Genomic DNA, 25,946 nt, shown 5'->3' with positions numbered 1-25,946 from the left:
GAAATAAGTCATTCGCTCTCTGAATTAACTCGTCTAAGGTTCGATGATGAAAAAAGTCCTGCTTGTGATGCCATTGAGTACCCTTAAATGGGGAAGCGATAACGCAGGCGGCGTTGATTCTGTCTGCCAGCAAGTTGTTCAGTCACTTGAGTTAGACGCTCCTGAAGGTTATCAGTATGAAATACTGGCAATTAAAGTGGGTGCCTCTAAACAAGAGTTGAATAAAAGAATCCAACTTAATGAACAAACGCATGTCACTTTTATTGCTAAGAAAGGGAAAGTATTAGGAGTACCTGTACCTGGATTTGTCTTCCAAAACGTGATGTTAAGTAAGTTGGCTCGTCGTTTCCAGCCCGATGTGGTCCATAGTCATTTACCGAGTCTTCCACTGCTACCAAGCCGCAATCACCGTTCAGTGATTACTCTCCACTCATTAGGAAAGGTAGCCAGAAAAAGTCGCGGCTGGTTAAATGATTTGATTTTTGAAACCCTGCTACCTGCTATCAGTTTACGATCTGCTGATCGATTAACCTATGTCGGTGATATCTTGTTTGACTCTCTACCAAACGCTATGCGCCATAAAGCACGTAAGGTAGGGAATCCAGTCAATGATGTTTACTTTAAGCAAACCAACCGACTCCAGTTAGATTCACTGCGTTTGGTGACTTGTTCGTTAATTACTCCACGTAAACAGGTGGATCAGATCATCAAGTTAGTTGCTCAGCTAAATACCAGTCTTGATGCTGCCCTGAAGATCATTGGTCCCGTTGATGAGAGCTATGTGTCAGAGCTAAACAAGTTGGCTGAAGAGCTTAATGTAGCGGATAAAATCTCATGGCTGGGTCCAATGAATGTTGAGCAAATTAAGCAAATCTACGCTGAGTCCGATGTCGGGGTATTTCTTTCACGTGAAGAGACTTTCGGTCTTGTACCCTTAGAGATGCTAGCGTCAGGCTTACCCGTTATCGCTACTGCAGTCGGTATTTTACAGGAGGAGCAGGCGTTTTTTCGTAACGCTGGTGTCCACTATACCTTAGCGGATGGCTCGGCATCAGAAGCTCAAAACGTTTTACAGTTTTTAGATAACTTGCCCGCTGTTGATACAAAGTCTCTGAGTGCTAAGTTTTCACCACAGGCAGTGGTCGATGACTATCAAAGACTGTATGGAGAGCTGTTGTGATTAAAAAACTGCTCACTTATGCACCTGTTCAGATCCTTTCAGCTTTAAGTCTGTTCGCACTTATTGCGATACAGACGCGTTTTCTGTTACCCGAAGAATACGGCTTTCTCGCCGTGTTGATGGTCATTGTGGAAGCGTCACGTTCAGTGTTAGTTCAATGGATAAACAACTGTCTCATTCGTTTTTACCCAAGCGCTGAACAGGACCAACAGATACAAATCAGCGCGACGCTTGTGCGTTGGTTAATCGGTAACACGCTCTTGTCATGTTTTGTCATTGCTGCCTTAGTGGCGTTGTTGAGTGTGTTTGAGTGGCGTGTCTTTTTTGCTGTGTATGCTTTTTTCGTCGCAAAAGTCATCTATTTGTTTGTGATCGAATATGCACGCGTGAACCAAGAGTCAGGGTATTACCGTCGTTCTGTTATGACTCAAGCTGTCCTCTCAATCGTCATGACAGTAGTATTGCTCTCTTTTATACCTGCATTAGAAATGGCTTTACTTGCTTTAGTGATGAGCTATTCGGTAGCAGCCGTTATCAGCCTTCGAGCTGGAGAGTGGCACCTCAGAGTAGCGACCAACACTGAAACTAAGAAAGCGCTATTTTCTTACGGCGCACCGCTTATGTTGTCTGGTTTACTGGGTATATTGGCAGCAAGAAGTGATCGTATTTTTATTGCTAACCTCACCGGGCTTGAGCAAGCGGGACAATATGCCGCAATTGCGAATCTTTTGTTTGGCATTATGGCTCTGGTTTTTATGGCTATTGCATTGCCTCTTTATCCAGAACTCACCAAGCTTACTCAAGATCGAACACGTTTAATCGCTAAACACAAAGTATACAGTGGGTTCCTGATTGCTTTGAGTCTACCGGCGTATACGGGTCTGTGTTTATTAGCGCCGATGCTTGTCGGTATTTTTCTCGGTGACGCCTATGGGAATGTTGATCTGACGACGTTTTACTTGGTGGCCGCTGCTGCCTTACTTTTTAACTTACGTGCACATTTCTTCGATCATGGTTTGCAGTTTACATTGAAGACCAAGTATGTGCCTTTGATCATGGCGTTTGTTTTGTTGGTCCAAGTTTTGGCCGCATTTGCTTTGATTCCACAATTTGGTGCATTAGGTGCAGCGATAGGTATTGTGATAGCTATGTTTGTTGGACTGTTGCTGACAGCATGGATAGGTTGGAAAGCTGGTTATCATTATCCGGTACCTAAAGCCTTGTTGCGAACAATGATTGCGACAGCGGTTATGGCACTGGCAATACTTCAAGCTAAGCAATATATTGAGCTGGATAGCAGTGTGTTGACTTTGGCCCTTTTAGTGATGACTGCTTTAGTCGCGTATGGTTTAACGCATCTGCTTTTGAACAGTTTCCAGATCAGAACCTCGCTACTTAAGTTAAGGGGGCGTCAGCGTGCTGTCTAGGATTTACCTGTTGCCCTTTGTTGCTATCGCTTCATCAATTCTTCTTGGTGGTTACTTGCTAGAGGACCTTGGGGTACCTTACGTTTCTCAGGGGGGATCACCTCTCTTTAAGATTCATTTGTACTCTTACTTAATTCTTTTGGGCTTTGGGTTGGTTTTTCTGCTTGATGGCATTAAAGGAATTGCACTGAGGCTGGGTAACTACTACCGTTTTTGGCTGATGGCGCTGGCGTGTAATGTGTTTGTGATCCTCTACGGTTTTGCTATACACGGCACATCTGGGATGGCATATCTGATCAATACTTTTTTGGCGCCAGTTTTGATTGTCCCATTGCTTGCTTATCTTACTGACAATCAAAAATCCTTATTGCTTAAATTGATTGCCTATCTGATATTGCTCAATTCGTTTGTCGCTGTAATGGAGTACATGCTTCATTTCCGTCTGGTTAATGTTGAGTTCCAAGAGTTTTCATTCTTTCGCTCGACGGCCTTTTTGACCCACCCGCTCAACAACGCCTTGGTAACAGTCAGCATTGCTCTATTGGTGGCAAGTAGAACTAAGCTACCTAGTTTTGTTTATATGTTGATTGTGTCGCTCGCATTATTCGCATTTGGAGGGAGAGCGGCGCTGGCTATCTTTATTTGTGCGGTATCGGTTTCCATGGCACCAATGTTGTGGAGAGCCATTACCCAAGGGATTCCAGACAATAAACAAAAAATTGCCTTGTTTATGCTGATCGGGTATTTCGCATTTTGGGTTGGTGCATATTTGCTGGTGTCTTCGGGTATCACGGAGCGCATTGCCTCAAAACTCTATATCGATGGTAGTGCGTCTGCGCGATTAAATGTGTTCTATCTGATTGACCAGCTTAGTTTCCGAGAGTGGTTATTAGGTGCAAGTCATCGCTTGATGGAATCGATTGAGCTTTATATTGGTATCAATGTGATCGAAAACTACCTCATTGGCTGGATATTCACTTTTGGCTTGGTGGGGACTATTCCTTTGTTTTTAGTGGTGTATGTGCCACTAACCTATTTCGCAGTCACAGGAAACCTCATTGAAAGAATGAGTGTTTTTTCGTTTGCGGTAATCAGTATTACCAACAACTCCCTGACGACTAAAACACCAACTTTATTACTACTTTTCACCTGTCTGTATTTAAGCAAATCATTGCGTGAAAAGTGGGTAGATTCTCAGAATTCTCAATTAAACTCGGGTTACACACATGCCTAATGCTATTGCTATTTATCGAATTGCGCGCTGGTTTTATCTGAAAAAAGTCCCGCTGATTCCCAAGCTTTTCCAGTTATTTATTTTCATGTTTTATAACTGTCGAGTACCTGTTAAATGTCATATCGGTAAAGGCAGCTTTTTTGTCGTTAAAGGTATCGGCGTATCACTGCATGACAAAACGGTTATTGGTGAGCAGTGCAGCATCGGCATTGGATGCAAAACGGTCGGTAAAGGACCATTTAAAGAAGTCCCTAGAGTGGGTGACCGTGTATTTATTGGCCCTGGAGCCGTTTTAATTGGCCCGATTATTGTGGGTGATAATGCCATCATCGGTGCAAATAGTGTGGTGACGAAAAGTGTTCCTGAGGGGGCCATTGTTGGGGGGATTCCGGCCAAGATCATCGGTTGGGTTAAAGATAATGATTATGACATTCACGATAACCGCGCTGATGTTGAAGGAACAGCCCCCTTCTTGCAAGATACCCGTGGTTAGAGGGCGTTGATGTGTATACTTCGTCCATTTACAAGAAGTCTCCTGTCTTTGTTCAAAATATTATGGTGTCTCTGCGTGACTTAGTTCGTGGAGCCATTCGTAGTGAAAGTCGTATTGCTGGCTTAAAGCAGCAATTGAGAGAAAATGAGTATTCTCATGATGCACTAAAGGTATTTTGTGACAAGCAACTGGAAGCCGTTCTAGAGCGTGCAAAAGATGTGAGTGCTTATGGAGACAAGCAGCAATTAGACCAGTTTGATTTTATTGATAAACAAGATGTCAAAGCCTCACCGAATGCCTTCCTTAACACAAGTTTGAACCCTAAAGTGACGGTGAAAGGCAGCACCAGTGGTACGACTGGGACACCTCTTTCTATCCCTCAAGACCTCGACTCAGTTCTCAGAGAACAAGCTTTTGTCTCTCGTCACCTAGAGTGGGCAGGATACCAGAAAGGCGATAAGCGAGCTTGGATCCGAGGCGATATGGTTGTGCCGTTATCGCAGAAAGAGGGGCCTTATTGGCGTTATTCTATCTTTGAAAACATGATTGTCATGTCGTCGTTCCACCTCACGTCAGATGCGATTCCGAGTTATCTCAAAGCGATGGAGGATTATGGCGTAGACATAATCCAAGCATACCCATCTTCTATTGCTACGTTAGCCAAGTTTCTGGATAGCAAAGATGAGTATTACAAAGGTCAGTTAAAGTCGATTGTCACTTCCTCTGAATCTTTGTCTGATGAAGATCGCCAAGTGATAGAAAAACGTTTTCGATGCAAGGTCTTTGATTGGTATGGGCTATTTGAGCGTGTTGCTGCGATAGGCAGCTGTGAGTACGGTCATTACCACCTCATTTCAGATTACTCTCATGTTGAATTCCTACAAACGGAAGAGGGTAAACATGAGATCGTGGGCACTAACTACAATAATGCCCTCTATCCTCTGGTTCGCTACCGTACAGGTGACCACGTTGTTTTGGCCGAAAATCAACGTTGCTCATGTGGCAGAACTTACCCTGTAATTAAAAAAATTGAAGGGCGGGTTGGTGACTATCTGCTTGGAGAAGATGGTCAGAAAATTCATATTCTCAACCATATTCCTAAAGGGGTAGAAGGGTTAATCAGTTGCCAATTTGTTCAAGACAAAGCGCATTTAATCAAAGTGCTCGCTGTGGTTGATCAAACTAAATTTACAGTTCAGCAGGAGCAGCAATTGATCCTTAATACTCAGGAACGAGTTGGACAAAGCCTACAAGTCGAGGTGCATCAAGTGAGTGCATTACCGAGAACGAAAAATGGCAAGGTGCGTCAGGCGATATGCAGTGTGGAGAGCCAGAGTTGAAAAAGAACATCAATCTAACTATTGCGACTGACATTAAAGGACAAGGTGGCATTGCTACTGTGCTGAATGTTTATCAACAAGCAGGCTTTCTGTCTGATAATGCCGTTCGTTTGATCGCAACGCATTCTACTAACAATCGTTTTGGTTCTTTGGGCGCACTGATGCGTTATCTCAGCGCGCTAGTTAAAGTCATTTATTACTTTGTTTTTTACCGAGTGGGGTTGGCACATATTCATGTTGCTTCACGAGGTAGCTACTTACGAAAAGCATTACTAGTTAGGTTGATTAAAGTCCTCGGCGGTAAAGTGATTTTGCATTTGCACGGTGCAGAGTTTCGTGATTTTTACGCCAATGAATGCGATGAGAAGAGGCAGAAACACATACGTGACACATTTGAAATGGCGGATGTGGTGATTGTCCTTTCTTCTCAATGGATAGATTGGGCGCGAGCGACTTTTACCCGCTCAGAGCATTTCCAATTGGTATACAACGCTGTTCCATCACTTGAACTTCCCGCTAAAGCTAACCCTTCACCTGTGATTAGCTTCCTTGGCAGAGTGGGTGAGCGAAAAGGGATCCAAGATCTGCTAACCGCGATGGTGCGAGTCAAACAGCAATGCCCTAACGTCAAGCTATTGATTGGGGGAGATGGTGAGGTTGAGAAGTACCGCGCAATGGCACGGGATTTGGGATTGGAAGCACAAGTGGAATTCTTAGGTTGGGTCTCGGGTCAACACAAACTCGATGTGCTGCAGCGGACCCAAATCTACTGTTTGCCGAGCTACAACGAAGGTTTTCCAATGGGCGTATTGGAGGCCATGTCGGCTGGAATTGCCGTGGTATCGACGTATGCAGGTGGTATTCCGGATGCAATTGCCAACGGCAAGGAAGGTCTTCTTGTCGATGCGGGTGATGTAGACGCCTTAGCCGATGCACTTATTGAACTACTGAACAACCAAGAAATGAACCAATACTATACCCAGAACGCAAAACAGAAATTCGATGAGCATTTTTCTGTTCAAGCCATTATTCCTCAAGTGCAACGTATTTATGATGCCGTGCTTATCCAAAGGAGTCGCGCATGATCACTGATATTCAGCGTTGCTTGTTAGCTGATGCTTCAAGCAATGATTTTGCGGGTTATGATCCATTTGATGGTCTAAACGCTCGTCTCTTTGATGTGTTTCCACGTTTGCGCAATTCGCTATTTGGCCTTGCATGGATTCAGATGTTCAAACGCTCGAACATCAATATGCGCCATCTTCTTGGGGTACCTAAGAAGCGTAACCCTAAAGGGGTTGCATTGTTTATTTCTGGGATGTTGGAGCAGTACCAAGTGACCCAGGAGAAGCATTTGCTTAAAGAGGCTGAGAAACTGGCTGATTGGTTGCTAGAGAATCAATGTTGTCGCGAGACATGGGGAGCATCATGTTGGGGATATCACTTTGATTGGAAAGCGAGGGCATTTTTCGTACCTAAAGGCAAACCCAACGTTATATCGACAATTTACGTCAGCCGAGCATTATTTGATCTCGGTAAATTGACCAATAAGCAAAAATACGTGGATACCGCCTGTTCCAGCGCCAAATTTATTGTTGAACACCTTTATACAAAAGATCAGCAAAGACAGTTTTTTGCTTATATTCCTGGAGAAAAAGCATTTGTTCACAACGCGAGCTTGTGGGCCGCTGCTTGGGTTGGCTTTGTCGCATCCGAGACCGAGAACAATGAATATCGTGAGTTAGCTCGATCGGTTGCTTGGCAAAGTGTGAAAGAGCAGTCACCTGATGGCAGTTGGGTGTATGGCGCACGTAGCCATCACCAATTTATTGATGGCTTTCATACTGGTTACAATTTGGAAGCTTTGTACGAGCTTAAGTGCGCGTTGCAAACCGATGAATTTGACGAGTCAATTGATCATGGCATGGCTTACTACAAAACGCATCTTTTTGAAGCTGATGGGACGGCAAAGTATTACCACAATAATCGTTACCCTCTTGATCCACACTCAGTCGCGCAGGCGGTGATCACTTTGATCAAGGTTGGAGGAGAGCAGGAAGATGTAGACATGGCAGGCAAAGTGCTCAATTGGTCAATTGCAGAGCTTTACCTTTCAGACAAGAAACAATTCGTTTATCAAAAGAGTGCACGTGCAACCAACGCAATTAATTATGTACGTTGGACTCAGGCTTGGATGTACCTGTCGATGAGTGTTTATTTAAAGAATCACAAAGGAGATAAATCGTGAGCCGAGTAACTTTTCTAGGCAGCCCAATGGACACCATGACTATGTCTGAAACGGTTGAAGCGATTAAAGGTCGTATTGAAACCGGTGAATTTACTCAGCATGTAGTCGTTAATGTCGCTAAATTGGTGAACATGAAGAAGGATCAAGAACTGGCTCAATCGGTGACTGAGTGTGACATCATCAATATCGATGGGATGGGTGTTGTCTGGGGAGCTAGGTTTGTTGGACATCAGATCCCAGAACGAGTGGCTGGCGTTGATTTATTTTATGAGTTGAATGCTATGGCGGAGAAAGAGGCGTTTCCAGTTTTTTTCCTTGGTGCCAAGCAAGAGGTGGTCGAAAAAACCGCTCAGATTATGAAAAGCAATCATCCAAATCTTAATATTGCGGGATACCACCATGGGTATTTTTGGGATGACGAAGCCGCTCTGGTGAAGAAGGTTAAAGACTCAGGAGCAAAGTTGCTGTTTGTCGCCATTACATCACCTAAGAAGGAAAACTTTATTAATAAGTGGCAAGATGAGCTGGGTGTTGATTTCGTTATGGGTGTTGGCGGCACATTTGATGTCGTGGCGGGCAAAGTCAATCGAGCTCCAGCATGGATGCAAAATGCAGGGCTTGAGTGGTTATACCGTGTTATTCAGGAACCGAGAAGGATGTGGAAACGTTATTTGGTCACAAACTCAAAATTTGCTTTTTTATTATTGAAAGAGCGTTGGGGTAAATAATCAATCTCCCCCTCTCTCTTTGTCTTGTGACTTGTATCACTCTTTTTGTGTAACAACTGAAAACTTTGTCTTTGATTAATAAGTATAATGAATACTATAAATATACTTAGTTTTTAAATTGAATGTAAAACACTCAGTTGTTACGCTTTGTTCTGTTGTACTAATAATCCTTTTTACTAACATTCTGGTGTGAAAATGAAAAAACTAATTGCCGCTCTACTTTCGGGTAGTATAGCGTTGAGCACTTCTTTGTCTGTATTTGCTGCAGATAATCAATCAGAGAATGAAGAATTTCTTCTTGATGCACAAATTCAACTTTCTAAAAGCCAAGTACCAACAGAAGGTGGTTATTTATCTGCAAGTATTGACTTAACCAATATTGGTGGAGATGACGCTGACCTTAAATACTGGGTTTCGGTTAAAGGACCTAAAGGTATTGTATTTCCTGCTAAGTCAGTTGTTGGTTTAAGTAGTTCTGAATTCGATAGTGAAAATATTGAAGAAGGCTCAGCTCTTCATATTGAACGCGGTATTTGGGTTCGAGAATATATGGACGATGGTTTGTATCAAGTTTCTGTTGAAGGTGTAAATGTCGAAACAGGAAAAAGTTTCTCTAAATCAGAGACCTTTGCCAAGGGTGTGAGCCTTGAACAGCCAGCGGCTATTGATGGCTTAATACTTGAAGCATTTGCTGTGAACGACACCGTGTACCCAAGCGAAGGCGGTTATTTGATTCTTGATCTACAAGCTCAAAATACCAGAGAAGAAGCCGCGAATATTGAGTTTTGGGTAACCGCAATCGGTCCTGATGGTTTGGCTATCCCTGTCCATGCTCGCATACTTAAGTCAGTGCCAGCTTTTGATGAGCTGAGCATTATCCGTGGATTTACTTTAGATGCTAGTTACCCAGATGGTGAATATACTATCGTGCCTCAACTGTATGATGTAGACAGTGGCAAACGTGTCGAAGGCGCTATTAAAGTATACAAAGGTGATACTGCTATTATTGACTAACCTTTATCTTACTAAGCCCTGATTTTCAGGGCTTAATTCTCACCGACTATTATTTTTTTCTTGTTCTCTTCAATATTGATATTTTCAGATGACATATCAATAGATAAAAAATCACAACCGGACTCTTCATCATATTCGTTACCAATAATATTGATGTTATCAAATGAGTAACTACTATTCTGGCTATAAGTTCTGATTATTTTTTTATACTTTTCTTCGCTTATATTTTCACAAGTTACATTGCTGAATCGATTGTAAGAAATAGAAATGTTTTCTACTGATTTGGTTGGAGACTCATTAGATGTAAAGCTTTGTAGCCTGATCCCCATTGTACTATTTGATATGTCATTATTGTGAAATTCAATATTCCCCCAATATACTGGTTGTTCTGCTCGTGTATTAGGGTAAACGTTCATAATAAACCCTGTAATATCGTCAAAATTATTATCTTTTACTGATACATTCGAGTAATAACTTAACTCTAATGCGGTACTGTTTATCTCCTTAAAAGTATTGTGATAAACAAGGGCGCCTTGAACCTCTTTCCGGCTTGATAACTTGAGGGTACAAGCCTGAAACAAGTTATATTCGAAAGTGATGTTTTGCGTACCTGGAGCGCTAGAACCTTGAGTCGCTTGAGTCGTGGTTACCTGACTGCAGTTGCGAAATGTATTGGCGAATAAGGTGGCGTTTTGTGATAGTGAGTCCGTTGGGTTAGGCCCGGTTGTCACCCTTAATGCAGCGTCGCCAAAATTTTCAAAAGTATTATTGGATAGGTGAGAGTCGGAGGTACTGGCAAGGTAAACCCCTTGCTCTCCCCAGACTTGTGTTATATTGCCGTTATTGAGGCCGATGAAATGAATCCCCCCAATGAACACCTTTTGAGTCTCTTTGATGTACAGTAAATATTCGCCACTAAAGTCAGAACATTTACGTAAGATTGCCCCTTGGCTGCCAATTAAAGAAATTTGTTTGGTATTCGTTAAATACAGGGTTTGACACACATCATAGATGCCTTCAGGTATAACCAAAATATCTCCAGGATTGAGAGAAGATAGAGCAGTTTGAATCGCTTGGCTATCGTCTTGGGAGTCATTGCTAATCGCACCAAAGTGATCCAGCCGATACACTTTATCCTGAGATAGGGCGGGTAGTGCGAAAAGGACGGCAATGATAAATAACGGTATTTGCATAATAAACTGACCTAGCTTAGGCGTCGGTACGTTTTCTCGAATTATGGTTGCCATTCTATACGTCGTTGGATACTGAGATAAAAGTTTTTATCTTTTGTCTGTTAAATGAAGCGATATCCCACTTTAAATGTCTCGTTTCTAAGATGTCTCATTATTGAGTCATGTTCTTCTCGCTGAATTGTTGAACAGAGCAAATTACATACAGATAATCTGCGCGAAACAATCTAACCGCTTATTTCTGGGTGAAGCAACGTAACGGGAGAATTACGCCAGTCTTGAGCAATACATTAATTTGGCAACAAATCAGCGAAGGGTGTTCTAAATGGAACGTAAATTATTAGCAGTGGTATTTGGCTCATTTGCCTTAGCCAACATAAGCTTGCCTGCCTATGCTTCCGAACCTATGGGATGCATTATCAGTCAGCAGTCGGGGGAGAAGTATTGCCTTAAAGCGGGAGAGCGCTCAGGTTATTCACTTCCAAATTGGATTTATGCGCACCCGGTCGATGTACTCGCACCGAGTGGTGTTTCCGTTATGTTGAGTGACTGGGATAACCTGTCATACAACAGACTTGCCGTTTTTGACACTTATACGTCAAACGAACAACTTAAAAATGTGAAAGCGTATAATGGTCGTTACTTAGACTTTTCTAAGCCTCGTTCGATGCGAGTATTGGCGTCTGAGCAATACCCAGAGGCGTGTATTGTCAGCCTAGAGAATAATGAACGTTACTGTCTAAAAGAAGGTCAACGTTCTGGTTACTCATTACCAGAGTACATCAAAGGTCATGAAGTAGAGGTGCGTGCTCCAGAGGGACTTGGTGTGATGCTAAGTGACTGGGATAACCTTTCTTACAATCGCTTAGCGGTGTTTGGCGGTTACAAGTCAAATACTCAGCTTGAGTCAGTGAAGGCTTACAACGGTGAGATCCTAGATTTTTCTAACCCTCGTTCGATGCGAGTTCTTGCTTATTCAGAACCAGATAAAAAAATTGAAACTGAACTGAAATGGTCTTGGCAAGGCAGCAGCTTTAAGCCTGAGTCAGATCAGGTAATGGTCACGCCAGTAACCGGTCAGCTTAACGACGACAATGGTGACGGCCGAATCGATAACCAAGATGTCGCTGATGTGATTATTGTATCGTTTGAAGGTCGCAATTACTCACGTGGTGGTTTAGTTCGTGCGCTGAGCGGTGTGGATGGCTCAGAGCTATGGAGCTATGATAACGGCGGTGTTGTTGCTGATGCTCGTTACAGTCCTGCAGTTGCAGACTTAGATCACGATGGTATCGTGGAAATTGTCACAACCAGTACTGGCAGCGATTTCATCCAGGTGCTTGATAATCATGGTAATGTGAAGAAGCAGATTGCGACGGTTGAATCTGGCTGGAAAACGGTGGGTGACATCGCTTTAGCCGATTTGGATGGTGATGGTGATATCGAAATTCTGTCTGCTGATGGCGTTTACGATTATGAATCTGGTCAGCCAGTGTTTAGTCATAACTGGTCTCCAGCGTCAATCAGTGGTGACTTTGATGGTGATAATAGTCAGGAAGTCTTTGCCGACGGCACTTTATTCCAAAGCTCAGGCGCTGTTGACTGGCAGTACAGTGCTGCTGACAAAGTTTGGTTCTCTTCATTGGTGAATCTAGATTCAGACAAGCATCCAGAATTGGTGGTTTCTGTTCCGGCAAGCTACTCGTCTGCACAAAAGAGCTCTCTGGCGGTATTGGAACATGATGGTTCAACCAAGTGGGAAATAACCAATGAGAACAATCCTGGCGGTGGTGTTCAAGCGGTTTCAAGTTTCCTAGCGGCTTACAGTGAGTCAGTGACTCAGCAATCAGAAGTCTTTGGTTATGAGAAAGGCAATATGGAGTCGGCACAAGTTAGCGATGAAAACTTGCTCTATGTTCGTTCTGGCGCGGCTATCGATGCGATTGGTACTGAAGCCCATAACACGATCGGCGGTAACGGTGGAGCGCTTCGCGATCCTATCGATCTTTCGCAAGTGACAGCTATTGACGTCACTTACGGTAAGTACTTCTGGGGTGGTCGCCACCTTCTGGCCATGGAGTTTTCTCTGAAGAATGGCTCCTCAGTCATGTTGGGATCGAAAAACTATGGCTACCATCTGCAAACGAAACGCTTTGTTCTTCCTGAAGGTGAGAGTGTTACGGGTGTGAATGTGTGGTCACAAGGTTGGCTGGTAGAAGGCGTTCAGTTTGAGACGGCTACGTCAGTAGGTACTGACAGCATCGGTATCGTGTACGCAGGCTATAAAGCCGTAGACATGTACAACGCAAAAGGTGAGCTGGTTTGGTCGGTTGAAAACGATGATATCGGTAGTGGCAAGATAGGGGTATCTGCTTACGACTTTGATGCTGATGGCATCGATGAAGTGCTTGTTCAGGACCATTTCAAAGTGCGTATCCTTGATGGTCAGACAGGTAAAGAGCTTGCTGTGATCGATAACTCGACTGGAACCTTGTGGGAATACCCAATCGTTGCAGACCTAGAGGGTGACGATAATGCTGAACTGATTGTGGTAGCCAACAACTACGACAGCAAATACAACATTAACAAGGGCGTATATGTGTATCAGTCTGCTCAAGCTGATAAGCCATGGACAAACGCGACACGTATTTGGAACCAGCACTCGTTCAACCTGACTAATATCACTCAGGCTGGACAAATTCCTGAGACGTATCAGCCAAGTTGGTTAAGCCACAACACTTACCGCTCAAGCACGCTACGTGCGGGTAAAACGGAATTCTCTCCGATCTTTGGTTATCCGAATGGTGATGTTCAAAAAGCGGAAGTGACGACAAGTGATGTACTTTACGTACGTTCTGGTCTTGCGATTGATGCTGTTGGTACAGAACTTAATGCGCTTATTGGTGGACATGGTGGAGCACTACGTCACCCCGTTGATCTGAGCAAAGTTAAGAGTATTGAAGTGTCTTCAGGTCATTACTATTGGGGAGGTAACCATATCGTTGCACTTAAATTTAAGTTCAAAGATGGCTCTTCAGTCATGATGGGCTCGAAAGGTTATGCATCGCCAATCAAGGTTGAAACATTCGAGGTCCCTCAAGGGAAGCAAATTAAAGCCATCAATGCATGGACTGCAGGTTGGCTGATTGACGCTATTCAGTTTGAATTGAACTGATAGTTTGATGAAAACGCCTCACACATGTGAGGCGTTTTTTTAATAGGCAGTAATGCCAAACTCTCTTAATTTCGCGGGAAGCACATCATCAAGGTGGTCGATGTCTTCAGGCATCACTTCAATTAAGTCAAATTGGTGCTCGTGATATATACGCTTGATATCGGCTTTCTTATTCTCAGGGAAATCGCCATTATCGCGTCCCCAAAATTGTAAATAGACTTTGCCAGTCGGTAAGTAAAAATCGCTTAGCACATCTTCATCAATCGGTAATTGGCGATCATACGCATGCACGATGCCATTCATATAAAGCCAGTTGTCGATCTTGAGCTCTCCCTTAGATCGCACATAATGTCCATCTAGCGTTCGGTGTTTGGCTTCGAATTTCTGCCGGAAGCTGGATATTGATTTATCGGTAGCATGCGCTTCAGCATCCAGACCTGAAAACTCGATGACTGATTGTTTGAGACGCTTGTTGCGGACAATTGAGTCATGCCAAACAGCAAAATGATTTCCACTTTCTTTGTCATGGCGTTGATATCCACCGACTTTGAGGCCATTTGCCGTTACCTCCCAACCCGTATCCATTTTTTGCAGCCAGCCTAATTCCTGAAGAAGCTGGTTGATTTTCTTAGCGCTGAGCGAGAATCGCTCCCCGATTTGAGTCGCGCTGAGAGGTTTACCACTAGTGGCTACTGTATTAATCAGGAGGTTTTCTGGCCATATAATGAATTGGCCAAACTTTTGATGCTGAGCATATTCACCACCAAACGTTCGACCGAGCTCCGTCAATACCCATGCTTCATCAGAACGATTGATATAGCCCGCCAGCTTGAGATCTTGAAACAACTGTTTTGGCTCGATCTCTCGTAATTTTGCAAGAGCTGTGGTTGAGATTTTGTTCACTCTATTTCCTCCTCAGCCAGTTTGACTAGCGTAAGGTTATTCTTTGAGAAAAAGGAAATCTATTCAAGCAGATAGTTGCAGTTCTGATAAATGATCATCAGAACTGCGTCCAATTAAGCTTTTGCGTGGAAGATAGCCATTGAAGCCGGTGCAATAAGTACCTGCTTGTGATCAATCGTCTGGTGGAGATCATGGTTGTCAGTATTGCAGACCATGGTCCATTGCTGTCCATTGTCGCTTGGTAGTGTTAATCGTGCCGGAGCGTTGGTTTGGTTGATGCAATAGAACAACTCGTCGCCATGTTGTCCAATACCGAGCTGCAAGGCAACGGAGCTGAGCTGATTCCAATCATCGTGTTCCATGAAAGTACCGTCAATACGACGCCAGTGGATTCGGTTATCATTTCTGTTCTCACCACTGAATGCGCGGATAAATGGCACCATATAAGTTTGGCGGGCTTGAACCATGTTGGCTAACCAAGCTTTGAATTCGTCTTTTTCGGGCGAAGTTTGCCAATTCAACCAACTTAATTCGTTATCCTGACAATAGGCATTATTGTTGCCTTTTTGGCTATGCGAGAGCACGTCAGCTGTCAGGATATGCGGAATGCCGAAAGCAAACAGCAAGCTGGCCATAAAATTGCGTTTTTGCTTTTCTCTTTTTTCTGTGATGATAGGGTTCTCGGTTTCACCTTCTACACCATAGTTGTCAGAGCGATTATCGCCATGGCCGTCACGGTTCTGTTCTCCATTAGCTTCATTGTGTTTTTGGCGGTAAGACACCAGATCTTGCATAGAGAAACCGTCATGATAAGTAATGTAGTTCACGGTGAGTTTGTACGGCCAGTTAGCCGCACTGTAAAGATCACGAGAGCCCATTAGACGGGTGGCAAATTCTTTGAGGTAGCCTTGATCACCACGCCAAAAACTGCGGGTAATATCGCGTAATCTATCGTTACACTCATTCCAACCCAATGGGAAATTGCCCACCTGATAACCATTTGGGCCGATATCCCAGGGCTCAGCGATCAGTTTCACCTCTTTAAGAACTGGGTCTTGAGCTACTGCCTTGAAGAACCCTGAATTGGCATTGAAGTGTTCTCCTTCCCGACCTAACGTCGCGGCAAGATCGAAACGAAAACCATCAATTTGATACTCTTCAACCCAGTATCTGAGTGTATCCATGACCAAATTGAGAGTCGGTTGATATGACAAATCGAGGGTATTCCCACAGCCGGTATAGTTGGCGTAATGCCCCGCATGTTTAACGTAATAATGCTCATCTAGCGCTTTTAGATTAAAGACTGGGCCTTGCGCATCCCCTTCAGCAGTATGGTTGTACACCACATCGAGAATGACCTCGATACCATGTCGGTGCAGCTCTCTAATCGTTGTTTTTAGCTCAGTTACTGCATCTTGGGCGGCGTAGCGTGGATCGGGCGCCATAAACACGTAAGGGTTATAGCCCCAATAATTCACCTTATCCATCTTGAGTAAGTGAGCTTCATGCATACAAGCTGCAATAGGAAGTAATTGCAAAGTATTGATGTTTTGCTGCTTATAAAACGCAAGCATCGCTTCACTGACTAGTCCAAGGTATCGGCCTTGGTGCTCTGGTTGTACGTCTGGGTGGAGTTTAGTCACCCCTTTCACGTGGGTTTCAAACAGCACCATTTCTTCACGTGGACGATGTGGTCTATTGACACCTTGCCAGTCGAACTGGTCATCGGTCACCACACATTTTGATAATTCAAAACTTTTCGCTGAATTAAAGGGAATGGAATAAAAAAGAGGTTTATCCAGCGATTTTGCATAAGGATCTGAAATTAAGTGCGCTTTTCCTTTTTCAACAATAATGAATCCGTATTTCTGACCGGCTTTTATACCGGGAACGAAGGTGTGTTTTATTCCTGCATATTCATTTTCCAACGGATAGGTTTGGTAATGATTGCTTTCATCAAACAGAGCCAGCAAGAGATCTTTATTCTTAGGAGCATAAACCGCGAAGTTACAACCTTCGTGATTTAATGTAGCGCCAAGAGGATAGGGGCGAGAGAACGGCATGGTTAATCGCTTTATACGCTTGTAATTTAGTAACTGGAACTAAGTAAATAGCTTTGTTGTTAAGACGTCAAGAACCTTATGTATAAAATAAAAATGTAATTTTATTTCAAATTGAAGGTGCCTTTTTGTGTAAAAGGTGAGCTATGTGACGTTTTGTGAGGAAGCTATAAAAGAATCTTATACCTCCTCCCCCTTATATTTGTGACATAAGCCTAATGTACGGCGTTCGGTTATTCTTCTCATCCCTTCTCATCCCCCCAAAATAAGTGTTAGGTGGAGGAAGTCAGCCTTGAGCCTTATCGGTAATCTTGTCAGCAGTTGAAGCAAATGGGGTTTAGGCGATATAGCTTGGCCCATCTTACCTCTCTTTTTGATGGGTTCTGTTCCTGCCTTTTCAGAGCGATTCAACGAGTGAGCTAAAAGAATAATAAACCCTAAATGGAGTTAAAAATGAAAAAAGTAAGTGTAATTGCTGCCGCAGTGGCTGCGACATTAGCAGCGGGTTCTGCTTTCGCAGAAGACAAAGTTCAGCAAGGATGGCAAGTTAACGGTTATGGTCATCTTTTGTATAACGTTGGTCAGTCTCTGGCGCTAAACGAATCGTACGAACACCGACGTGACTACCGTGCGGCCGGCGCTCCTTTCTCTGGTAACCCAAACCAAGTGGAGTTCACTGTTACTCGTGGTGATAATTATGAGAGCGGTTCTTGGTCTAAATATGTTCTTAAAACAGAGTATGGAAACAACGAAGGTGGAAATGGTCGTGGATTCTATGGCTCTTCATCAGGTAATGAAGGTCACTTTGAAACCGGGCAGCTAGAATTTAAAGAAGCCTACGTTGAATTAGGCGATTTATCTTACTTTAAAGAAGGTACTAGTGTTTGGGCTGGTAAGCGTTACCTTAACCGTCAAGCTGGTATTATTACTAAAGAGTTTTGGAAACAATCATCAGGTGTTGGTGGTGGTATCCAGTACAATGACATGGGTCTTGCTGTTGTGTCTGCTGACTCAGGTGAGGGTAGCTGCCTAGATGCGAGTACTGGTGATGACTACAGCTGTAAAAATGATGGTCTAGACGATCAGCAAAGTAGTACGACGATGACGTCAGTAGACTTTTACTACTACGGATTTGAAGCATTAGGTGGTCGTTTTGACTTCGACGCTAAACTGATGACTCGTACCAATGTTGACTCTGCTAACACTGCAGAAGATGGATTTGGTCTTTCGGTGACGTACTCTCGAGATTACTATGGCTTTGATGGCTGGTCTCTAACAGCTTTGACTTATGGTCAAGGTGTTGCAGCAAACCGTGGGGTGAACTTTGGTCAGTGGAGTGGTAACTGGCAAAAAGATGATGAATCAATCTTCTTAACTTCTTACGGTGTTGCAAATATTACGGATAAACTACAGTTAGGCACAGAAGTGACATATTGGGATCTTTCAAATGATGAGACGAACCAAGTATGGGGCTCTCAGGATGGTTTATCTCGCTTAATTGTTGGTGCGACTCCTTCTTATAAAGTGAACGAAAACTTCCGTATGGAAGCGACATTTACCTACGCTCTTGAACGTTTGGGCTCTGATGGTACTTGGGGACGTGAAAAAGCAGATACGAGCTTCTACACCGCAACCCTTGCACCAGTTATGACTGTCAATGCTGATTATTGGGGACGTCCACAAATCAAGCCTTATGTATCCTATATGTCATCTAGCGATAGCGGTTATAAATGGAGTAATGGGGGAGATGATTCAGAAACACGCGTTGGTATTGAAGCAGAAATTTGGTTCTAACCATTGGCCATTACTTGGTAATATGTAATTGGAAGGCGGTCGTTAGACTGCCTTTTGTGCTTTCGAGAATAAGGAAAATCAAATGAGAAATAGCCTCATATTGCTGCTATCTGGTATCGGATTATTTGGATGTTCTGCTTCTAGTGAAAATGCTCAACTAATGGAGCAAAGCCTTTCTCCAGTGCAAGCTCAAGTTTGTTGTGGAACAAGTCAAGAATTCCCATGGATTTTCTTAAAACAGAATGAAGAGCTGGAATTTACCATAGATACCGCTTCCCCAGTGTTTGATTTTAATACGGGGAAAAGTTATTTCGCTCCGTTTGCGTTTGACTCTCAGTCTGGTGCTGTTGAGCTAGTGATACGAAGCAATATGGAAGATAACCGTGTTGCTATCCCAGTCATAGAGTTGCTCGATCAAGATTTTAATACCGTAAAAACGCTTAAACGTGATGATTTCCAAATAAAATTTTCAGATGCTTTTGCGAGAAATAGATTTGAATTACAGATAAGTGTAGACACGATTCAAACCCCTTATATGGTGATATATTCAGACAACTCTGATCTGGGTGAAAGAATAATGGTTCCTCATCCGGCGAAGTTGAGAGCACAAGAAACAGGAGATCCTATGCCAATTGTTACGGATCCCACGTACTACGCTGCGAATTTTGGCTCTTTTAGCGTGAATGTTAAAACGTTAACTTTGAGTGGATATAACCAAAAGAAACTCGTCGAGCAAAAGATAAGTTCAGACACGAAGAAATCGCCTTCAGCACAAATATTGGTGCCTGTTCCAGAAACTCAACAATACTACCATCAGGCGATTACCGCTGCGGTAGAGTCGAATGATTTAAACAAAGCCATTAGTTTGCTAGAAGAAGCAAAAGCACTAAATGTTGAAGGTGCACAAGAAATTTTCGTCAAAGCGGTAAACGCGAAGAAGTAAAAAATAATGGTTTAAAAAGCCGCAGCTAGAGGCGTCTGGCTGCGGATTTTTCGAGCAGGGGTTAGACTTTAAAGTACCTGAGCTGAGCTGTGAGATGTTCTGCTGTATTCGCCATCAGTTGGCTATCTTCTGCGAGTGACTGGGACGCTTGAAGCACTTCATTCGCTGCCAGATGAATACCGGACACATTTTCGTTCATTTCTGTTGCAACGGTACTTTGCTGCTCAGACGCTGCGGCAATTTGAGCGACCATATCATTTGCGTTTTGCATCTCATTGACGATGACATCAAGCTGTTCACGTGTTTTCGTTGATGCCGCAACACTTTCGTCGACTTTTTCATTACTGCTTTGCATTGCCGTAAAGGTTCTGCCTGCTTGCTCGATGAGTTTTTCAATGGTCATTTGAACTTCATTGGTCGAGTTTTGTGTTCGGCTGGCAAGATTACGTACTTCATCGGCGACAACCGCAAATCCTCGGCCTTGTTCACCCGCTCGTGCTGCTTCAATGGCGGCGTTTAATGCCAATAAGTTGGTTTGCTCTGAGACATCGCGAATAACCCCAACTACATTACTGATCTCATTAACGCCAGTTTGCAGGTCCGTTACCAAATCGTGAGCGGTGGAAATATTGCGAGAGACTTCTGCGATAGTGTGTGAAGTGGTTTGCATGGTTTGATCATTACGGTGAGCATGTTCGACCACTTTATTGGTGCTTACCGAGGTGTTTTCTGCATTGGTCGCCACATCTGAAATAGTCGCGCTCATCTCAGTCATCGCGGTAGAAAGTAGTTCTAACTGGGCATGCTGAGAATTAACGCTGGTCGCTGCTTCTTCACTGGCTTGAGCAATATTGCAGGCCATGGCACTGGATTGTTCTGCTGACTGGTGTGCGGTGCGCAATGTCTCTTGCAGTTTGCTGAGCATCTTGTCGATTTGTTGGCTCATCTCTCCCAATTCATCTTTTCTCGACATACTCATACGAACTCGTAAATCACCATCGGCAATTTTATGAGTGTTATCGATCAACCGATATAAAGGCGTAATAATATTGTTTGAAATGGTATAGCCCATGCCGAGTAAGATGGCTGAAAGGATAGCAGCGACAAACGCTTCTTTCAGAGCAAGGGCATAAAAAGCCTCCTGAATATCAGAAACTAGTAAACCCGAACCGACAATCCACCCCCATTCTGGGAACAGCTGAACATAGGAGATCTTATCCTTAAGCTTGCCTTGGGGGCTTTTCCATTGATAGTCAAGAAACCCTTTTTGTGCACTGGTTTGAGAAATAGAGACCATTTCTCGCCAGTGGAACTTTCCCGCTCCGTCTGTGAAGCTCTTGGCATTTTGCCCATTTAATGCAGGTTTAATTGGATGCATAACAATTTGCATTTGTTGGTTTAGAATCCAAAAATAGTTTGATTCGTCGTAACGCAATGCCTTGATGGCATTTAACGCTTGCTGTTTAGCGATTTCTTCTCCGATCTCTTGTCTCTGATCGTAATAGTACTGAACTAGGCTGATAGTCGCTTCCACTTGAGCACTGAGCTTGTCTTCTCGCTCGTTCATGGAAGATTCCCTTTGCTGGATCAAATTATAGATACAGGCCATAGCGATAAAAATTATTGCCAGAGCCACTATGGTCGCCAGTTTATATTTGATAGTGAGGTCGCTGAGTTTCATTGTTAAGCCATTTTTATAGTTTGTGTTTTCATTTTGAAGGTGAACAGAAAGGCTATTCAATGTTTTGGAGATGAAAATTGATTCTTGTCATGAATAAATAATATTCATTTGGTTGCTTAATGAGTGGTGAGCTGGATCAAGGTAAAGCAACGGAGAATCATTTTGTTTGATGCATAGGTTCACATATTGCGATTATATCGTTGCTGTGAATGCATTAATGTCGTTTCAATGAGTTATTGAATTTGGTGTTTGGTCATATTCCTACCACAATCTATTAATAAACCTATTTATTAGATTGCGGTTGCCTCTAGTGAAGTGGTGTATGAAAAGCTTATGAATAATGAAATTAATGTGTATAGGATGAAAAGAGATGAGAAATCTAGGTTTTAAAAAGCTATTGCTCATTTCCATTATTGCGCTGGTGGTCATATCTGTATCTGTTTCAAGTTATGTCGCTTATGTGAAGCAGGAAGAGACGCTGGTGGAGTTAATTACCGCCTCAAACCAAAGCTACGTGAAAGGGCAAGCACAAAAGATAGCGGATCAACTAGGAGAGAAGGTTGGTGGTTTAGAGAAGTTGGGTAAGCACTTTGAAAGTAAAGAAATAACGGGTACGCCTGACGATTTTATTGAGCTCACTCATGTCATTGCTAATGCCACTAATTTGAATAGCTCTGTCGTTGCCTTTACTAATGGTGACGCGTATTGGAACCAAGAAGCCAGCTCATGGCCTAACCACAAGTTTGATGGGGATGTGACCACTCGGGGCTGGTATCAGGCAGGGCGGCAAAGTACCACGACATCGATTACTGAACCTTATAAAGGCAGTGAGGGCAGTGAGTATTGGGTGTCGATTGTCCGTAAGACATTAAGTGGCATGATTTCTGTGGATATGCAGCTGGGTTTCCTTAATGAGATTGCTAAGAGTGCAAACAACATTCCTGGAGCGGTTGCTGTCATACTAAATAGTGATACTACCATTCTGGCTTCATCAATGGATGATGTGGAGGCCGGTAACAAGACAGACAAATACCCTTGGCTTAATACTGTCGCCAATAAAACAATAGGGAAGACGGATGTTGTTTACGATGGCCATGAAGGAGAGATCGAAAAACTGTTCTTTTCCCATGAAATCAATATTGCGGGCAAGAAGTGGTACTTTGTGGTCGGTCTGGACAAAGACATCGCCTTTGCTGATCTTGCGTCCGCTAAGCAAGCGGCCATCTTTACTGCAGTGATTGCGACGGTGATCAGTATTGTTGTTGCGTTACTTGTCATGCAGGTACTGTATCGTCCTATTTTGGTGTTAAAAGAAACCATCGCAGGGCTGAGTGAAGGTAATGGCGACTTAACACAACGTATCACAGTGACTACGAATGACGATTTAGGCCAAATTTCGGAAGGTGTGAATAAGTTTATTGCTAGTTTGCAAACCATGATGTTGGAAATCAGCGAAGCGACTAACCAGTTGAACGGCAGTGTAGATCGTATGCGTGATCAGAGTCAGCGTAACTCCTCCATTCTCCAAAGCCATGTACAGGAAACAGAGCAAGTGGTGACGGCGATAGAAGAAATGAACTCTACCGCTGAAGCGATGGCAACAGATGCGGCGAATACGGCTCAGCTGACGCATAAAGCTAACGAAGCGGGTTCAGCATCGAAGGTGACAGTCACTCAGGCGCAGAGCAATGTTCAGGACTTGGTCGATGATGTCAGTGTCGCTTCAGAGAATGTGAACAAGATGGCGGCGGAAACGGATGGTATCAATACTATTTTGGGTGTCATAGGCGATATTGCCGAGCAGACCAACTTACTGGCTCTGAACGCTGCTATTGAGGCTGCTCGTGCTGGTGAACAAGGGCGTGGTTTTGCGGTCGTTGCTGATGAAGTTCGCAAACTCGCGAGCCGAACTAAAGACAGTACCGAAGAAATTGAATCCGCATTGGCTAGTTTGCTTCGAGGTAGCCAATCAGTTGTTGATTCTATGGATTCCACCAAAGCAAAATGCGGTCAGACAGCGGAAGGCGCAGGGGAAGTAGCTGAAAGTCTTGATGTGATGACTGACTTCGTGACAGAGATTAATGATCTGAGCACGCAAATTGCGACCGCAGCTGAAGAGCAAAGTAGTGTCACGCAGGAGCTGAGCCGTAACATGAGTGCGATTAATGACATCGTGGGTGAACTCGATAGTAATGGTCAACGGGCACTTGAAGATGCGCACAGTATTGCTGATATCAATGCTCATTTATCGAGTATCGTCAGTCGATTTAAGCTGTCATAGCATTGAAGAGAACCTAACAAGGGCCTTGCTTAACCGCAAGGCCCTTTTCGTTTCTGGTTAAAGTATGACTGAGACAGGTTCAATAAAGCAATTGGGTGTTTTGTTAATTACTTGTTAATTCGTGACGACATTCTACGAACGGCACTTCTATGTGATACTTTTTATGCATCTTGTTGTCTACTCGTTCATCACCTATAGACATTAGGCGACTTGCCAAAACATAACAGGATGTGTGAGGAGGACAATTTGCGACACTCAGCGATTACTCAGGAGCAAGCTCCAGCACTGGCTGCGCTACTTGATAGTGACTACCGACTTAATTTTCAGGAGCTTATGGAGCAAATTAAGTTGTCTAACAAACCACTGTCGCTTGCAACGATTAGATTCATACTTGAAAACGTGGCTTTGAATGACACTGAAATAAAGGCATTAGCCAGCTTTGATAAAGACAGTTATTGCCGAAAGCGTCTGTTTAAAAATGACCATTGCGAAGTGCTCATATTGAGTTGGCTAAATGGTCAGAGAAGCAAAATTCATGACCACTTAAATACCGCCTGTGGAGTGCGTGTACTGCATGGTGAAGTAACAGAGACCTTATTTGAAACGGCAGCGAACGGCCATATTTACGCGTCTCAATCCTCCCATTACCAGCAAGGTAGCGTGACTGTTAGCAAAGATAACGATATTCACCAAATTTCCAATTTGCAGGCTGATGATGAGCCTCTGGTTACGCTGCATGTCTACTCTCCGCCGTTACAACAGTTCCATTTGTACCAGCTTGAAGGGGGCGAGCCAGAGCTGCTGGATTTGCAGCAAGATTCTTGGTTCTATGAAATTTGATATCGAACTGACAGCTAATAATGCGAAAGGCGAGCCATGTTGCTCGCCTTTTCATTTCTACCGATATTCTGAAATCAACATTGCTCGTGTATCTTCTTCCAACGCTTCAAACATATGTGGCAAATCTCCGGGGTAGGAAATGTAATCCCCTTCCTCTAGTTCATGAGGGTCCGATTGCAACCCGAGTTTCGCTCGCCCTTTGACAATAACCACATGCTCTACCACACCCGGGTGATGAGGCTCCGAGATAAATGGTTGACCGGGTTTGACTTCAATCCAATAGATGTCGCGGCACACATTCGCTGGGCTGGCTGCGAGTAACACGGCTTGGTAATCCTTTTGCTCCGAAAACACGCTCACTCCCTTACCGTAGCGAATGACTTTGGTCGTTGGAGTTGGTGTTTCGATTAGACGAGAAAAAGGAATGTCAAGGACAACGCAGATGGACCAGAGCGTCTCAATACTTGGGTTTCCAACGCCATTTTCGAGTTGTGAGAGCGTCGATTTCGCGATGTTAGCGCGTCTTGCGACCTCAGCGATACTTAAGCCAGCATTCAACCTTTCGGCATTAAGAGTGGCAGCGATTTGTTCGATTGGCGGTTTACTTTGATCCACAACGCTCTCTCTGGTCAGTGTGTTTACGTTCATTATAAAAAACGATGACATGATTTGACAAACGTTTTTCTGATGTTCATTATAAAATTCATTCGTTCATTATAATGTTTATTTTCGGTTGCATTCGGTGGTGGTAACCAATAAACGTCGAGGCTTTTATTATGGAATATCTACTCTCCGTCGCTTTGTTTGCCGTTTCATCTTCAGTGACCCCGGGGCCAAATAACATCATGGTGATGACATCTGGACTGAATTTTGGAGTAAAACGCAGCCTGCCGCTGTTAACTGGTATTTGTGTCGGATTTACTTTGATGTTGCTATTGGTAGGGCTGGGCTTTGGCGAAATTTTTTCTTTGTTCCCTCAGCTTTCTTTGGCGGTCAAAGTCATGGGAACGCTTTATCTTTTATATCTCGCATTGCAGATCGCCATGGCTGACAGTGTGAGTGCTGAGAAAGCTCGAAATCGACCGCTCGGTTTTCTAAATGGAGCTTTGTTTCAGTGGGTCAATGCCAAAGCTTGGGTGGTGGCAATTGGTGCGATATCCGCATTTACGACAATAGGTGAAGGGTATATGACTCAAAACCTGACCATCGCCTCGATGTTTTTTATTGCCTCGTTCCCTTGTGTTGGCGTGTGGTTAGTGTTTGGCTCTTCGTTACGCCGATACTTAGACAAACCAGCCTATTTGAAAGCTTTCAATAAGCTGATGGCGTTGCTACTCGTCATCTCTGTCTTACCTGTGGTTGGAGAGATCGTTAGGCAATTCTGAATGAAAAGCGCCAAGCGAAAAGCTCGGCGC

Annotated in this window: 20 protein-coding genes; 15 read left to right on the top strand and 5 right to left on the bottom strand. The window is 43.6% G+C overall.

Features of this window, described 5'->3' with window-relative positions:
- Nucleotides 1-43: 43 nt before the first annotated feature.
- The 9 genes from CTT30_RS21150 to CTT30_RS21110 all read left to right on the top strand — a co-directional run bounded on the left by CTT30_RS21150 (nucleotide 44) and on the right by CTT30_RS21110 (nucleotide 9,664).
- Nucleotides 44-1,180: a VpsD family glycosyltransferase gene (locus CTT30_RS21150; protein WP_252036912.1), complete on the top strand. Its 1,137-nt coding sequence runs from the start codon at nucleotides 44-46 to the stop codon at nucleotides 1,178-1,180.
- Nucleotides 1,177-2,607 (top strand): oligosaccharide flippase family protein, encoded by a 1,431-nt coding sequence (locus CTT30_RS21145; protein ID WP_252036911.1) that lies wholly within the window; start codon nucleotides 1,177-1,179, stop codon nucleotides 2,605-2,607. Before CTT30_RS21150 ends, CTT30_RS21145 begins: the two co-directional genes overlap by 4 nt.
- Nucleotides 2,597-3,841: a VpsF family polysaccharide biosynthesis protein gene (locus CTT30_RS21140; protein ID WP_252036910.1), complete on the top strand. Its 1,245-nt coding sequence runs from the start codon at nucleotides 2,597-2,599 to the stop codon at nucleotides 3,839-3,841. The genes CTT30_RS21145 and CTT30_RS21140 overlap by 11 nt, the downstream gene beginning before the upstream one ends.
- On the top strand, nucleotides 3,834-4,334 hold the full coding sequence (locus CTT30_RS21135; RefSeq protein ID WP_239835500.1) for a serine O-acetyltransferase: 501 nt from the start codon (nucleotides 3,834-3,836) through the stop codon (nucleotides 4,332-4,334). Before CTT30_RS21140 ends, CTT30_RS21135 begins: the two co-directional genes overlap by 8 nt.
- An 11-nt stretch (nucleotides 4,335-4,345) precedes the next feature.
- Nucleotides 4,346-5,674: a phenylacetate--CoA ligase family protein gene (locus tag CTT30_RS21130; protein WP_252036909.1), complete on the top strand. Its 1,329-nt coding sequence runs from the start codon at nucleotides 4,346-4,348 to the stop codon at nucleotides 5,672-5,674.
- Nucleotides 5,650-6,759, top strand: a complete 1,110-nt coding sequence (locus CTT30_RS21125) for a glycosyltransferase family 4 protein (protein ID WP_286037075.1) — start codon at nucleotides 5,650-5,652, stop codon at nucleotides 6,757-6,759. Before CTT30_RS21130 ends, CTT30_RS21125 begins: the two co-directional genes overlap by 25 nt.
- Complete coding sequence (locus tag CTT30_RS21120; RefSeq protein WP_239835497.1) at nucleotides 6,756-7,922, top strand: aspartate-semialdehyde dehydrogenase; 1,167 nt, start codon at nucleotides 6,756-6,758, stop codon at nucleotides 7,920-7,922. The genes CTT30_RS21125 and CTT30_RS21120 overlap by 4 nt, the downstream gene beginning before the upstream one ends.
- Nucleotides 7,919-8,650, top strand: a complete 732-nt coding sequence (locus CTT30_RS21115; RefSeq protein ID WP_286037074.1) for a WecB/TagA/CpsF family glycosyltransferase — start codon at nucleotides 7,919-7,921, stop codon at nucleotides 8,648-8,650. The genes CTT30_RS21120 and CTT30_RS21115 overlap by 4 nt, the downstream gene beginning before the upstream one ends.
- A 195-nt stretch (nucleotides 8,651-8,845) precedes the next feature.
- Nucleotides 8,846-9,664 carry an RbmA family biofilm matrix protein gene (locus tag CTT30_RS21110; RefSeq protein ID WP_252036908.1) on the top strand — a complete coding sequence of 273 codons (819 nt, stop codon included), beginning with the start codon at nucleotides 8,846-8,848 and terminating at the stop codon, nucleotides 9,662-9,664.
- Nucleotides 9,665-9,696: 32 nt separating this feature from the next.
- Here CTT30_RS21110 and CTT30_RS21105 read toward each other — a convergent pair whose 3' ends face one another.
- Entirely contained in the window at nucleotides 9,697-10,911 is a 1,215-nt protein-coding gene (locus CTT30_RS21105; RefSeq protein ID WP_252036907.1) for a right-handed parallel beta-helix repeat-containing protein, read from the bottom strand.
- Nucleotides 10,912-11,179: 268 nt separating this feature from the next.
- Here CTT30_RS21105 and CTT30_RS21100 point away from each other — a divergent pair, with 268 nt between their 5' ends.
- On the top strand, nucleotides 11,180-14,029 hold the full coding sequence (locus CTT30_RS21100) for a beta-prism lectin domain-containing protein (protein WP_252036906.1): 2,850 nt from the start codon (nucleotides 11,180-11,182) through the stop codon (nucleotides 14,027-14,029).
- A gap of 39 nt (nucleotides 14,030-14,068) precedes the next feature.
- Here the strand turns inward: CTT30_RS21100 and CTT30_RS21095 are convergent, their stop codons facing one another.
- Both CTT30_RS21095 and glgX read right to left on the bottom strand, forming a co-directional pair.
- On the bottom strand, nucleotides 14,069-14,932 hold the full coding sequence (locus CTT30_RS21095) for a glycerol kinase (protein ID WP_239864563.1): 864 nt from the start codon (nucleotides 14,930-14,932) through the stop codon (nucleotides 14,069-14,071).
- Between the two features lie 113 nt (nucleotides 14,933-15,045).
- Nucleotides 15,046-16,995, bottom strand: coding sequence for a glycogen debranching protein GlgX (glgX, locus tag CTT30_RS21090; protein WP_252036905.1), 1,950 nt, complete (start codon nucleotides 16,993-16,995; stop codon nucleotides 15,046-15,048).
- A gap of 450 nt (nucleotides 16,996-17,445) precedes the next feature.
- Between glgX and CTT30_RS21085 the strand changes: the two genes are divergently transcribed.
- Together CTT30_RS21085 and CTT30_RS21080 are read left to right on the top strand one after the other, a co-directional pair.
- Nucleotides 17,446-18,786, top strand: coding sequence for a carbohydrate porin (locus tag CTT30_RS21085; protein WP_252036904.1), 1,341 nt, complete (start codon nucleotides 17,446-17,448; stop codon nucleotides 18,784-18,786).
- An 82-nt stretch (nucleotides 18,787-18,868) separates the two neighbouring features.
- Complete coding sequence (locus tag CTT30_RS21080) at nucleotides 18,869-19,729, top strand: MalM family protein (protein WP_252036903.1); 861 nt, start codon at nucleotides 18,869-18,871, stop codon at nucleotides 19,727-19,729.
- Nucleotides 19,730-19,790: 61 nt separating this feature from the next.
- On the opposite strand, the gene CTT30_RS21075 is transcribed toward CTT30_RS21080, so the two are convergent.
- Entirely contained in the window at nucleotides 19,791-21,410 is a 1,620-nt protein-coding gene (locus CTT30_RS21075) for a methyl-accepting chemotaxis protein (RefSeq protein WP_252036902.1), read from the bottom strand.
- Nucleotides 21,411-21,780: 370 nt separating this feature from the next.
- Between CTT30_RS21075 and CTT30_RS21070 the strand changes: the two genes are divergently transcribed.
- Together CTT30_RS21070 and CTT30_RS21065 are read left to right on the top strand one after the other, a co-directional pair.
- Nucleotides 21,781-23,691, top strand: coding sequence for a methyl-accepting chemotaxis protein (locus CTT30_RS21070; protein ID WP_252036901.1), 1,911 nt, complete (start codon nucleotides 21,781-21,783; stop codon nucleotides 23,689-23,691).
- A gap of 246 nt (nucleotides 23,692-23,937) precedes the next feature.
- On the top strand, nucleotides 23,938-24,531 hold the full coding sequence (locus CTT30_RS21065) for a cysteine dioxygenase (RefSeq protein WP_252036900.1): 594 nt from the start codon (nucleotides 23,938-23,940) through the stop codon (nucleotides 24,529-24,531).
- A gap of 57 nt (nucleotides 24,532-24,588) precedes the next feature.
- Here the strand turns inward: CTT30_RS21065 and CTT30_RS21060 are convergent, their stop codons facing one another.
- Nucleotides 24,589-25,146, bottom strand: a complete 558-nt coding sequence (locus CTT30_RS21060; protein ID WP_239835487.1) for a helix-turn-helix domain-containing protein — start codon at nucleotides 25,144-25,146, stop codon at nucleotides 24,589-24,591.
- Between the two features lie 161 nt (nucleotides 25,147-25,307).
- On the opposite strand from CTT30_RS21060, the gene CTT30_RS21055 reads away from it, so the two are divergent.
- Nucleotides 25,308-25,916 carry a LysE family translocator gene (locus tag CTT30_RS21055; protein WP_252036899.1) on the top strand — a complete coding sequence of 203 codons (609 nt, stop codon included), beginning with the start codon at nucleotides 25,308-25,310 and terminating at the stop codon, nucleotides 25,914-25,916.
- Nucleotides 25,917-25,946 lie beyond the last annotated feature (30 nt).

It is taken from the genome of Vibrio coralliilyticus, from assembly GCF_024449095.1.
Lineage (GTDB): Bacteria > Pseudomonadota > Gammaproteobacteria > Enterobacterales > Vibrionaceae > Vibrio > Vibrio coralliilyticus_A.
This window is presented reverse-complemented; position numbering and strand designations above follow the sequence as displayed.